Origin of the sequence: Bacillus sp. XF8 (assembly GCF_017498755.1) — a bacterium.
Taxonomy (GTDB): domain Bacteria; phylum Bacillota; class Bacilli; order Bacillales; family Bacillaceae_G; genus Bacillus_A; species Bacillus_A bingmayongensis.
In genome coordinates, this window is sequence record NZ_JAGDQK010000021.1 from 130,719 (window position 1) to 143,225 (window position 12,507).

Below are 12,507 nucleotides of genomic sequence, written 5' to 3' on the forward strand. Positions count from 1 at the left end.
ATCACCCCTATGCTTGTGCAGATTTTTCAGCTGCACTAGATCTTTGTTTTCTCATAAACCACAGTATTTTTACTCCTGCCACTGCAGCACGATATACCCGAAAGGATGCTGTCAATTCGCCTTTCGATGCAAATCCTTTCCCTTGAAACACAGGTGTAATTTCGAACTCAGGTATATCAATAACATGCATATATTGCCCTAAGACCCCAGCGACAATTCCTTTTGTCCCCCATGCATATCCAGTGACAATTCCGGTGCTAGCTGCATCCCCAGTTCCAATTTGTGAATGCCATTTCCACCTATTGATTTTCACTTTTTTAAGAAAATCTTTAATGATAGTATGGGTCTCTTGTAGCTTTTTTATCAGTTCACCGATACTATCAAGCTGCGCCATGATTTTATTCTCAATTCCACCATCTTCTTCTGCTTTTTCAATTTTTTGTCCGATCTTTTTTTGCTGTTTTTCCATTCTTTCTAAAATATCAAACGTATAGTGAATCATCCATATTTTCACTTGAAATAAACATCGCTTCTCCATTTCTGAATATAAAAACGTCACTTTAAGCGATAGTTTCGACAATAGTATAAGTAAAACGAGCAAGAGAAGAATTCCAATTCCAATTACAAGCCAATTCATTCCTACCATCCTTTCACTCCACATCCATTATCGACAGGTTCAAACAGTATTAAACAAGTTTCAATAAAATTGAATATAAAAATTCTTCTAAAAATAAAGAGGGATTTTGACATTTTATATCGAAATATACTATTTGAGCATACCATCAGAATTTTTTCTAATGGAGCACAACGCTAAATTTGACTGCAATGGAGGGATACACAATGGCAGATCGTCGCAATTTATTTTTCTTTTATGGTGATGACAAAGCAGCGCTTGTCGAAAAAATGAAGCCAATATATCGTATTTTAGAGGAAAATGGATTTACCATATTAGATCATCCAAAAAATGCAAACGCTATCGTCAGTGTCGGAGCTGATGGAACCTTCTTACAAGCCGTTCGTAAAACAGGATTCAGAGAAGATTGCTTATATGCAGGTGTTTCTACGAAAGATGAAATTTCTTTCTACTGTGATTTCCATATTGACCATGTCGATACAGCCCTTCAAGAAATTACTCAAAATGAAATTGAAGTGCGAAAATACCCAACAATTCAAATAGATGTTGATCATGACACATCTTTCCATTGTTTAAACGAGTTTTCTTTACGCTCTAGCATCATTAAAACATTTGTAGTAGATGTGCACGTTGATGATTTATATTTTGAAACATTTAGAGGGGACGGCTTAGTTATTTCTACACCGACAGGAAGTACAGCTTATAATAAGTCATTGCACGGGGCTGTTGTTGATCCACTCATTCCATGCTTCCAAATAAGCGAACTTGCTTCTTTAAATAACAACACATACCGTACACTTGGATCACCGTTTATTTTAAACCATGAACGTACATTAACATTAAAACTTGCTCCAGACGGTAATGATTATCCTGTTATCGGCATGGATAACGAAGCACTTAGCATTAAGCAAGTTGAAAAAGCTGTCATACGTTTAAGTAATAAGCAAATTAAAACAGTAAAACTAAAAAACAATTCGTTCTGGGAAAAAGTACAGAGAACGTTTTTATAAGAAAAAAATGAGTGCCGAGGGATTCCCCAGCACTCATTTTTTTCCTATATCGCAGAAGCGCTGATATTATTTTTGGTAGACCATCTGACCATCTATTATAGTTGCGGCAACTTGTATATTTAATATTTCCTCTACTTCAATATTAAATATATCGCGGTCCATTATGGTAAAGTCCGCCTCATATCCTTTTGCAATTTTACCACGCTTGTTTTCTTTTCCAATTGCATATGCACTTCCAGTCGTAAATAAAGAGACAGCTTCAAATACAGATAATATCTCTTCGGGTATGTAACATATTCCATCAATAAAACTTCGCCGCGTTACTGCACTATAGATTCCTAAAAATGGATTCACTTGTTCAATTGGAGCATCTGATCCACCTGAACAATTTAGTCCGGCTCCAAGTAATGTTTTCCAAGCATACGCATACCTTAGACGATGCTCCCCTAACTTTTCCATAACTGACGGAAAATCAGATGAGACAAATACAGGCTGAATATCAATGATAGCCGGCAAGGACTTCATCCGCTCAATTAACTCTTCACGCGCAAGCTGGCAATGAATAATACGATCGCGCAATCCTTCTGCAGGTGGATATAGCTCTAGCGCATCAATGACATATTCAAGTGATAGATCACCGATTGTATGAATCGCAACTGGCATATGTAAGTTGCGTGCTTTTTTTACAAGATCGGCTAATTCTTCACGAGAAAAAATTGCTACACCATTTGTTTCTTTAGCGTCTGCATACGGCTCACTTAATAATGCTGTTCTTCCCCCAAAAGAGCCATCTGAAAAAATCTTCATTGCTCCAAATTCAATATAATGCTGATTCTCATGTTCCTTTCGTTCACTTGCTACCTCATGATGTACAAGTAAATGGGCTTTGAACGGCATTTCTTTTATTACGTGCGAAAACGCATGATATGTTTTTCGAAAGCCACCGTAATAATTTAGGTCTTCTGTATGCCCTCCTACTAGTCCATATTTCCAACAATCTTGAATGGCTGTTTGCAATGCTCTTTGTAAATATGCTGCATTTATTTCCGGCTGCACGTGCTTGATTAAATCTTGCGCCTGTTCATACAACAGCCCTGTTAATTCTCCAGATATTTCGCGGCCAATCTTTCCTCCTTTTGGATCTGGCGTTTCTGCTTTTATATTTGATTTTTCTAGTATATAAGAATTCACCCATGTTACATGACGGCAAACCCGTTTTAATAAGATTGGATGTTTTTTCGAAATCGCATCTAAATCACGGACATGGACGCTTTTTGTATCTATAAAATTATTTTCATTCCAACCTTCACCAATAATCCATGTATCTTCTGCGGTTTCGTTCACCCGTTCTATAACGAGCTTAAGCATTTCCTGATAAGATGTACATGCAGACAAATCTAACCGAAGTAACCTTTCTCCATGTCCAATGAGATGCATATGACTATCAACAAGACCTGGAATCATAGTTCTTCCCTCTAAATGATGGATCTCCTCAGCCTGATACCGACTCTCCAGATCCTCTTTGTTTCCTGTATCGAGAATCATTCCATTTTCTACATAAATAGCTTCAACTTTTTCTTTCTCTTCATTCATTGTGTAAATATGTCCGCCGTGCCAAATCTCTCCCATCTTCTCAGCCCCTTTTCTTTTTAGTCTACGAAATTGAAGCGTAGAAAAAAAGCACCACTTTAAGTAACATGGTGCTTTTCCCAAAATTAATTATTATTAGCAGGAACTGTTGAAATTTGCCATTCTACGTTAAATTTATCTTTCACCTGTCCATATGCTGGGCTCCAGAAAGTTTCTTGAAGTGGCATTAAAATTTCGCCACCATCTTGTAATTTCTCAAATACTTCTTTTGCTTTTTCTGCATCACTTATCCTAATAGCGACAGTTACTTGCGATCCAATTTCGTACGGTTTACCTGGGAATGTATCAGAAATCATAAGTTCCGTATTACCGACTTTTAAATGTGCATGTAAAATACGGTCTTTCACTTCATCTGGAACAGTAAATTCTGGAGTTTCAGGCATTTCTCCAAACGTTTGAATGATTTCAACTTTTGCATCCAACGCATGTTCATAAAACTTCACTGCTTCTTGTCCATTACCATTCAAAACTAAATATGGGTTAATACCTAAAATCATAAAAGACACCTCTTTTTTAAATTTTTTACCATACACTTTAACAGAACGTTTGTTCTAGTAGATATTATCATATATTACATACACACGCAACAATCTAATTCATCATTAGAAATGCCACATTTCTTACTTTGAGGCCAGTCCCATCTCTTGTTTTCTAAGTTCAACACGTCTGATTTTTCCGGAAATTGTTTTTGGTAGTTCGTCTACAAATTCAATTTTACGAGGATATTTATAAGGTGCTGTTAATTCTTTAACATGCTCTTGGAGTAAAGGAATTAGTGTGTCTTCTTTTTCTTGCACATTGTCTCTTAAGACGATAAATGCCTTTACGACACTTCCTCGGATTTCATCTGGACTTGCCACAACAGCACATTCTCTTACATACGGATGCTTCACAAGCGCATCTTCAACTTCAAATGGGCCAATTGTGTAACCAGAGCTAATGATAATATCATCACCGCGGCCCTCAAACCAAAAATAACCTTCTTCATCTTTTTTTGCTTTATCGCCTGTAATATAATAATCACCACGGAATTGCATTGCTGTCCGCTCATCATCTTTATAATATTGTTTAAAGAGTGCTGGTGTTTCAATATGAACAGCAATATCTCCCACTTCTCCAACAGATACAGGTTGTCCTTCTTCATTTACAATGTCTACATGATTACCTGGCGTTGGTTTCCCCATGGATCCCGGCTTAATTCCCATTCCTTTCATAACACCAACGAGTAATGTATTTTCTGTTTGTCCATAACCATCCCTGACTGTAACATTAAAATGATTTTGGAATGTTTCTATTACCTCTCGGTTTAGCGGCTCTCCTGCTGATACAGCACTATGTAACGCTTCTAAATTATACTGCTGTAAGTTCTCTACTTTTGCCATTAAACGGTATTCTGTCGGCGTACAGCAAAGCACATTCACTTTATTATCATCTAATAACTGTAAATATGTTTTCGGTTCAAATTTACCGTGATAGACAAATCCTGTCGCTCCTGAACCAAGCGTCGCTAAGAACGGGCTCCAAATCCACTTTTGCCACCCTGGGCTAGCTGTTGCCCACACAACATCATTCTCCTCGATGCCGAGCCAATTCGGGGCGCTTGTACGTAAATGTGCATACGCCCAAGCATGCGTATGTACAACTCCCTTCGGATTCCCCGTCGTCCCTGATGTATAGGATAAAAAGACCATATCTTCTCGATCTGTCTTTGCGATTGCTAATTCATCACTTTCTGTTTCTAATGCATTTTTTAAATTGATCCACCCTTCTACCGACTGCTCGCTAAGCACGAACTTTTGAAGAGATTCCATCATCTCTACATCTTCAAATTGCTGGATATACGGTTCATAACTAACAATTGCTTTTACTTCTCCGTGCTGAATACGATATTCAATATCTTTTTTGCGAAGCATTTCTGAACTTGGAATGACTACAAATCCCGCTTTAATTGCCGCTATATACGTCATATACGCTTCAATTAAACGCGGCATCATAATAAGAAGCTTGTCCCCTTTTTGCAGGCCACTCTTTATAAAAGCGTTTCCAATTTTATTTGCACCTTTTATTAATTCAAGATATGTAACCTCCCGTCTATTCCCTTCGTCATCCTGCCAAATTAAAGCAAGCTTCTCTTTTTCACTTGTATATTTCTCTATCTCTGCAACTAAGTTATAAGACGGTGGCGCTATCAATTCTTCTCTATTCATAATCTAATCCTCCTTTATCTATGCCTCCCTTCTATAATAAAGAATTTTCAGTAAATTTTAAACATACTTCTTTTGACAAATTTTTTAGTTATATGTCGACAAAAAGAAGGAGCGGGAAAACCCGCTCCTTCTCAGCCATCGTATATGGGATTATTTATGGAAACCGCCTAATTGTTGCTCAGCTAGTGAAACTAGACGTTTTGTAATTTCGCCACCAACAGATCCGTTAGCGCGAGATGTTGAATCAGCTCCAAGTTGAACACCGAACTCTTGAGCGATTTCGTATTTCATTTGGTCTAATGCTGATTCAGCACCAGGAACCGCTAATTTATTTGTGCTTCGTGCCATATGGTATCACCTCCTTGTGAGTATAGAGTGTGATAAACCATAGGACTTCATACATATCTAGTGATGGTAATTTATGGTTTTAGAATAAATCTTCAAATTGTTCTTCTTCAGCCACTTCTACTGTTTGTAATACCATTTTTTCTGTATTAGCAACAGCGGATTCAATAAGTGGTGTAAAGTCATATTTTGATTCAAAGCGATTTGCTTTTTCACGCTTCGGTTTTGTTGCTGGACTTGCTGGTGTGAATACTGTACAGCAGTCTTCATACGGACGAATCGAAATATCATACGTTCCAATTTCATTTGCAATTTTAATAATTTCTAGTTTATCCATCGTAATAAGCGGGCGAATTACTGGATAGTTTGTAACTTCATTAATCGTATGCATACTATCTAACGTTTGGCTCGCTACTTGTCCAAGACTTTCACCAGTTGTAATCGCAAGTGCATTACGCTCTTCTGCAATGCGCTCTGTAATACGCATCATCATACGGCGCATAACTGTCATAGAATAACTAGATGGAATTTCTTTATTAATTGTTTTTTGTACTTCAGTAAATGGAACAAGGTGAAGCGTCAAACGTTTGCAATACTTCGTTAACTCTTGTGCTAAATCAATTACTTTTTGCTTCGCACGCTCACTTGTGAATGGCGGACTATGGAAGTGAACTGCTTCCACTGATACACCGCGCTTCATTGTTAAGAAAGCAGCTACTGGGCTGTCGATACCACCAGAAAGAAGTACCATTACTTTTCCGCCAACGCCAACTGGTAATCCGCCTGCTCCCATGCGCTCATCACACATAATATAGCTATAACCGCTGCGAATTTCTACGCGAACATTCACATCTGGGTTATGAACGTCTACTGTGATGTCTTCTGTATTCTCTAAAATATAGCCACCAATCTCAGGAAGTAACTCCATCGTTTGCATCGGGAAATGCTTATAAGAACGGTGCACTGTAATTTTAAATGTTTTTACATCGCCTTTTACTTGTAAGAAAGCAGCAAGCGCACCTTTTTTAATGTCTTTTAATTCTGATGGTACTTTCATTGCTAAGTTAAACTTATGAATACCAAATACATCTTTTAATCTCTCTGCAATCGCCTCATGATCTTCACCATTTAACTGAATGTACATGCGATCATGTGTCGCATCGATTTTGATATTTGGGAATTTCTTTAATTTAAATTTCACGTTATCTTTTAACGTGTTTACAAACTTGGAACGATTTTTTCCTTTTGTCGTCATTTCACCGTAACGAACTAAAATATATTCATATGTCATCATATTTCTTTACCTCATCACTTCATATAATTTTGGCAATGTTTCTTTTATAATTCCTTCGAATTGTGTTACTTCTTCTATCGTATTCTCTGGTGCTAAACTAATGCGAATCGCACTTGCTGCTGCAGCATGTGGTACTCCCATTGATACTAACACACGACTCACTTCATTTGCTTTTGAAGAACAAGCTGATTTTGTTGATACATATACGTCACGCTCTTCTAGAGCATGAACCACTACTTCTGGTTTTAAACCAACGAATGACACATTTAAAATATGTGGTGCCGCATACGGAAGCGATGTATTAATTGTTACATCTTCCATTTCCTTAAAGAAACGTACAAGTTCTGCTTGTAACTTCTGTAAGTGGTCTCTCTTTTCTCTCATACGTTCCATTGTCATACGTAGTGCCTTTACCATCGCGACAATACCAGGTAAGTTCTCTGTACCCGAACGATAACGAAGCTCCTGCTGACCACCTGATAAAATCGGATCTAACCTTACGCCGTCACGTACATATAAAAGTCCTGTTCCCTTTACGCTATGAAATTTATGTCCAGATATCGAACAAAGATCAATATGAGAAGCATACAAGTCAAGTGGTACTTTTCCAATTCCTTGCACGTGATCTACATGGAATCTTATTTTCGGATAGTTCGCTAGCAATTCACCAACTTCAGAAATAGGTTGAATCGCCCCGGTTTCATTATTCACATGGATCATTGACACAAGGATTGTATCCTCACGAAGCGCTTGTTTTACATTTTCTACTGATACAATACCATGTTCGTTTACAGGTAAATAAGTAACATCAAAGCCGAGCCCTTCTAATTGTTTATATGCTTCAAACACAGACGCGTGTTCAATATTTGTTGTAATAATATGTTTACCACGAGAGCGATTCTTCATCGCTATTCCTTTAATCGCAAGGTTATTTCCTTCCGTTCCACCCGATGTGAAAATAATCTCGGAAGGCTTAACATGAAGGAGCTGCGCTGCAATCGTTCTTGATTGTGTTAATAAACGCTCTGCTTCTCCCCCGAGCGAATGAATAGAAGAAGGATTCCCAAAATATTTTCCTGCAACCGTTACATAAGATTGAAGGACTTCTGGATATGGTTTCGTCGTCGCACTATTATCAAAATAGATCATCGTTCTTCCCCTTTCAGCGCTGTCACATCATATAATCATATCACAAATACATGCAATTACGCTAAACATACTCAAAGGTTCCATTTTTTCAATACAGAAGTATACTTTTATATTTTGAAACGAAAAACACTGCTGTATTCCGCTATTCATTATAGCAATATCGCTCTAGAATTTACACAGGTCCAGTGCAAAAAAACAAACCCCTTTTTCATCAAGGGGTTTGTTCATTATCAACAAATTCAGCAATTTTTTGTACAACACCAGGTTCGAGTTGTTCCAAAACAGAAGCTGCTTGTTCTAAAGCTGCATCATATTCATATTCGCGGAACAACCTCTCTGCATTTTCTAAACTTTGTGCCAAATCAGTATCGTGACTGCGATAGCGATTACCGTATTGGATTAGCTTTTCTACTAAGTACGCCTGTCCAATTAACTCCTGCGTCTTTTCAAATACACCATTTACGATTGTATACGCTTCTTCTAACATGCTATTTACAGCATTCATATTCAGCGGTTTTAATTCCAACTGTTCATAAACACCTTGCATCGCTTCTTGTCCTCTTTGTAAATCTTCCATAATGCTTTCTGGAAGACCTGGTAAGTTAGACTTTTGCATAAAGCGTTTTGCTTCTACAATCATATGACGCATTTCTTGTAACTGTTCACGTGCCTCAAATTCTTCCTTACGCATCGTTTGCAGCATCTCTTTATATTCTACATGAAGTACCTTTAATGTTTCACATTGCTCATAAATCTCTTCCAGTTCTTCGCGAATGACAGAGAAAGCAATATCTTGCTCTGCAATACGTAATTGTAATACTTCAAAGCGTTTCATTAAAATATGCATTTGTTTTTCGATCAATTTTTGTGATTCAATGTCTTTGTCTTGCAACTGATAACTTTGTTTCACAAATTGCGTTTCGGATTTTGTCTCAATTGCTTTTTCATGAATTTCTGCTAAATCTTCGTAAACACTAACTGACTTTTTCTCTACATAATGCTTCGCATGCACTTCTTGTTCTAATTGATCATATAACGCATCCAGACGCTTTTTTAATCCTTCTATTTTCTCGGTTGCTTCTGTTATATGAAGCTCTTCCAAATCAATTAAACATGTTTGTAGTTGTTTGTTCATATCTCGTACTTCTTTAGGGATTTCTAAATGATTTAATACATATCCTTGTCTTTTCATATCATCATGACCTTGTAATAAATCATCTAATTGCACTGGTAATGTTGCTTGACACTCCACTAATAAATCAGGAACTTCATGAATAATAATTTCTAAGTTCGTTAATCCATCTTCCAAACTTTTTACAATGTCACGCGCCTTTAAATAATCACCGTTTTCCGTTGCCTCGTCAAATTCTTGAAACTTCGCCAGTTCTATATCAAGTAACTCTTCAATTTTCTGTTCGGATTGTCCAAACATATGACGATGAGCGAGTACACTCTTTTTCATACTACGATATGTATCACGTAAACCTTCAATTTCCGAACTATTTTTCTCATAGCTCTCTAGCAATTGTTGCAGTTCATTTAAAATCTCCGTAATGCGGTTATCCGCTTCATCTAAATCACGAATGGATTCACTCATCAAACGCTTTGCTTTTCGGAAGGAAAATTGTGAGGCTGATTTTTGGGCGCTTTCTAATGTTTTATCAGCTTTTGGCAGAAGGTTTGTAACAATTTCATCCCATTCTTCACGCCACTTTCCAAACAGTTCTTCTGTTTGTCCAGTCATATTTAAATCCTTAACCCGTTTCAATTCATCTGCAACAGGTTTATCTTTTATTTCTTGTTTCCACTGCTCAAGTGCTTCAATATCTTTATATAAACGATTTCTTATCACGAGCTCTATCATGAGCAGCACAAGAATAGAGCTTACTACGATGATAACGATCGTCAGGATAGAATCCATGCAAAATAGCCTCCTATTATATCTCTTTTTTTGTCCGTTCCGTTTATGAAATGGAAGGCATTATGTATAAAAAGGGAAATCCCCTATATTTAACAACTAACAATGTACTAATCATACCATGTAATGACGTGTTTTTGACCTAGTTTTTTTAAAATTTCATGTTTCTTTTGTTGCCTCTGTAATATCGCTTCCTAAAAGTTTCTGTATCTTCTCTTTCATACTCCACTATATTTTTACATAATTTCGTTATTCTCTTCGTTATCATATATTTATAAAGTGAAACTTTAATCAGTGGGGGTTTCTTCATCCCCCACCTAACTTCTTTGATTCCGCTGAATTCTGAGATGGGAGTGTTACTGTCCGTTAATGCGGGATAAACGTTTACTGTAACGATTGTAATAAGGATGTATCTTCCCTATGTGATATAAAATAAATGACTCTCGTTAATGCTGGTTCCACATGTATAACGCTAATCCCATCTTGTACTGCCTGCTCCACTGCAATTTCTGGCAATAACGTAATACCAAGGCCAGCCCGAACCATAGCAAGCATCGGTTCAGCGTATGATGTTTCTATAGCAATAGTAGGCTTAACACCCATTCCTTTGAACGTTGTCATAATCATTTTTCTAATATCGCAAATCTCCGGATAAATAATAAGCTTTTCATGCTGTAAATTCTTTATTTGAATCGTATGTTCATCTTTATACGCATGTTCACTTGAAACAACGCAAATAATATTTTCCCTTTTTATTTCTTGTACAAGCTTTGCCCCTTCCACAACTGAATCAATTAACATCGCATCAATCTTTCGCTCTCGAAATAATTCCATTAAAACTGTTGTATGTTCAATTTGCCATTCTACTTCGTATGTTTCTAATGAATCTCTGCATTTTGATATGTAATGGGCAGCTAAACTGGGCAATACTCCAATTGAAACCTTTTTCTTTTCTTGATACTCTTTCATCTCTCCTTTCAAATCATTTATTTGCTCTATAATTGGCTCAATTCGTTTTATAAATAGTTCCCCAGCTTCTGTTAACTCTACTCCTTGTGCAGACCGTTTTAATAACTTAACTCCTAAGTCCGCCTCTAACCTTTGAATTTGTTTACTGAGGGCCGGCTGCGAAATATGTAGAAGTTTACTCGCTTTCGATAAACTTCTCGTCTGTTTCACCTCAATAAACGATTGTACCGCTTCAAAATCCATCTGATATACACCTCTAACAAAAAATTATAACCGCTATAACAAATCAATATTTCCTGTCCATAGAAAAGGAGCACTATACTCATCTCATGCTTATTTTTATGAACTTACTATATCGAAACAAGAAGGAGAAAGATACTCTTGGATAAAAAACAAATACTATTCGGCTCTCTTTTATGCTTACTTGCTGTAACAGCTTGGGGATTTATGTTTCCAGTTATGGCCAGTGCTCTGCAATTTATAGATCCATTCTTTTTCACTACCTTTCGTTACGGATCAGCAGCTATTATTTTTACCGTTCTTCTCTTCATGATTGAAGGAAAACGCGCTTTTCACTTAGAAAAACAAGCTTTCTATTTATTATTTTATGGTACAGTCGGTTTTGCCGGATACGGATTTCTTGTTTTCTATGGACAGCAATTAGCAGGACCTTCAGGGGCTATTCACGCAGCCATGATTCAATCCCTTATGCCACTGCTTGCCTTATTATTACAATGGGGTTTAAAAAATAAAAAACCACAAAACTATACATTTCTTTGCATGTTTTGTGCACTTATAGGTGTACTGCTTGTAATTTCCAAAGGCGATGTTCATATGTTATTTGGAGCCGCAAGTAATATCTCAACAAATATATTCATGCTCTCTGGCGTTATTTGCTGGGTTATTTACACAAACGGCGGCTCTCATTTTCCAAATTGGTCGCCACTTCGTTATACAACACTTACATGTTTATTTGGATCTATTTCGCTAGTTCTGACTGTCGCTTTACTAACACATATGAAATTCATTTTTATACCTACATTCCATACTATTGCTACAGTGCGCTTTGAACTACTGTATATGTCCATTATTGCCGGAGTTGTCGCAGTCTTTTGCTGGAACATGGGCAATCGCCTTATTTCATCTATTAACGGCATCTTATTTATGAACTTAGTCCCTGTGCTCGCACTTATAGGGTCCATTTTTCGAGGCTATGAAATTGAAAAAATTGAAATCATTGGAGCGATAATTACCATTATCGCTTTACTATGCAATAACTTATGGCAACGAAAACAAGAGCGTATACAAGAAGAAATCACTTCTTGAAAACA

Annotated in this window: 11 protein-coding genes; 2 read left to right on the forward strand and 9 right to left on the reverse strand. The window is 37.0% G+C overall.

The features are described from left to right. Positions 1 to 7: 7 nt before the first annotated feature. The gene (locus J4P91_RS14860) at positions 8 to 646 is read right to left on the reverse strand and encodes a DUF2953 domain-containing protein (RefSeq protein ID WP_207994747.1); all 639 of its coding nucleotides are present in this window, start codon (positions 644 to 646) and stop codon (positions 8 to 10) included. 194 nt (positions 647 to 840) lie between these two features. Between J4P91_RS14860 and J4P91_RS14865 the strand changes: the two genes are divergently transcribed. Continuing rightward, a complete protein-coding gene (locus J4P91_RS14865) occupies positions 841 to 1,644 on the forward strand; it encodes an NAD kinase (protein WP_207994748.1) in 804 nt (267 codons plus the stop codon). 66 nt (positions 1,645 to 1,710) lie between these two features. Here the strand turns inward: J4P91_RS14865 and J4P91_RS14870 are convergent, their stop codons facing one another. From J4P91_RS14870 to J4P91_RS14905, 8 genes are all read right to left on the reverse strand, one after another. Further along, the gene (locus J4P91_RS14870) at positions 1,711 to 3,273 is read right to left on the reverse strand and encodes an amidohydrolase (RefSeq protein WP_207994749.1); all 1,563 of its coding nucleotides are present in this window, start codon (positions 3,271 to 3,273) and stop codon (positions 1,711 to 1,713) included. 86 nt (positions 3,274 to 3,359) lie between these two features. Further along, positions 3,360 to 3,791: a VOC family protein gene (locus J4P91_RS14875; RefSeq protein ID WP_017153883.1), complete on the reverse strand. Its 432-nt coding sequence runs from the start codon at positions 3,789 to 3,791 to the stop codon at positions 3,360 to 3,362. Between the two features lie 123 nt (positions 3,792 to 3,914). After that, the gene (gene mbcS, locus J4P91_RS14880) at positions 3,915 to 5,501 is read right to left on the reverse strand and encodes an acyl-CoA synthetase MbcS (protein ID WP_207994750.1); all 1,587 of its coding nucleotides are present in this window, start codon (positions 5,499 to 5,501) and stop codon (positions 3,915 to 3,917) included. Between the two features lie 150 nt (positions 5,502 to 5,651). Further along, positions 5,652 to 5,849: an alpha/beta-type small acid-soluble spore protein gene (locus J4P91_RS14885; RefSeq protein WP_017153881.1), complete on the reverse strand. Its 198-nt coding sequence runs from the start codon at positions 5,847 to 5,849 to the stop codon at positions 5,652 to 5,654. A 79-nt stretch (positions 5,850 to 5,928) separates the two neighbouring features. After that, positions 5,929 to 7,140: a tRNA uracil 4-sulfurtransferase ThiI gene (thiI, locus tag J4P91_RS14890; protein ID WP_207994751.1), complete on the reverse strand. Its 1,212-nt coding sequence runs from the start codon at positions 7,138 to 7,140 to the stop codon at positions 5,929 to 5,931. Positions 7,141 to 7,146: 6 nt separating this feature from the next. Further along, positions 7,147 to 8,289, reverse strand: coding sequence for a cysteine desulfurase family protein (locus J4P91_RS14895; protein ID WP_207994752.1), 1,143 nt, complete (start codon positions 8,287 to 8,289; stop codon positions 7,147 to 7,149). A gap of 211 nt (positions 8,290 to 8,500) precedes the next feature. Then, positions 8,501 to 10,210: a septation ring formation regulator EzrA gene (gene ezrA, locus J4P91_RS14900; protein WP_207994753.1), complete on the reverse strand. Its 1,710-nt coding sequence runs from the start codon at positions 10,208 to 10,210 to the stop codon at positions 8,501 to 8,503. 381 nt (positions 10,211 to 10,591) lie between these two features. Then, positions 10,592 to 11,419: a LysR family transcriptional regulator gene (locus J4P91_RS14905; RefSeq protein ID WP_207994754.1), complete on the reverse strand. Its 828-nt coding sequence runs from the start codon at positions 11,417 to 11,419 to the stop codon at positions 10,592 to 10,594. Between the two features lie 138 nt (positions 11,420 to 11,557). Here J4P91_RS14905 and J4P91_RS14910 point away from each other — a divergent pair, with 138 nt between their 5' ends. Then, on the forward strand, positions 11,558 to 12,502 hold the full coding sequence (locus J4P91_RS14910) for a DMT family transporter (protein ID WP_207994755.1): 945 nt from the start codon (positions 11,558 to 11,560) through the stop codon (positions 12,500 to 12,502). Positions 12,503 to 12,507 lie beyond the last annotated feature (5 nt).

Excerpts from the sequence above, each read along its gene's own strand:
- J4P91_RS14860 (WP_207994747.1), bottom strand. The coding sequence starts at position 646 with ATGGTAGGAATGAATTGGCTTGTAATTGGAATTGGAATTCTTCTCTTG.
- J4P91_RS14865 (WP_207994748.1), top strand. The coding sequence starts at position 841 with ATGGCAGATCGTCGCAATTTATTTTTCTTTTATGGTGATGACAAAGCA.
- J4P91_RS14870 (WP_207994749.1), bottom strand. The coding sequence starts at position 3,273 with ATGGGAGAGATTTGGCACGGCGGACATATTTACACAATGAATGAAGAG.
- J4P91_RS14875 (WP_017153883.1), bottom strand. The coding sequence starts at position 3,791 with ATGATTTTAGGTATTAACCCATATTTAGTTTTGAATGGTAATGGACAA.
- mbcS (WP_207994750.1), bottom strand. The coding sequence starts at position 5,501 with ATGAATAGAGAAGAATTGATAGCGCCACCGTCTTATAACTTAGTTGCA.
- J4P91_RS14885 (WP_017153881.1), bottom strand. The coding sequence starts at position 5,849 with ATGGCACGAAGCACAAATAAATTAGCGGTTCCTGGTGCTGAATCAGCA.
- thiI (WP_207994751.1), bottom strand. The coding sequence starts at position 7,140 with ATGATGACATATGAATATATTTTAGTTCGTTACGGTGAAATGACGACA.
- J4P91_RS14895 (WP_207994752.1), bottom strand. The coding sequence starts at position 8,289 with ATGATCTATTTTGATAATAGTGCGACGACGAAACCATATCCAGAAGTC.
- ezrA (WP_207994753.1), bottom strand. The coding sequence starts at position 10,210 with ATGGATTCTATCCTGACGATCGTTATCATCGTAGTAAGCTCTATTCTT.
- J4P91_RS14905 (WP_207994754.1), bottom strand. The coding sequence starts at position 11,419 with ATGGATTTTGAAGCGGTACAATCGTTTATTGAGGTGAAACAGACGAGA.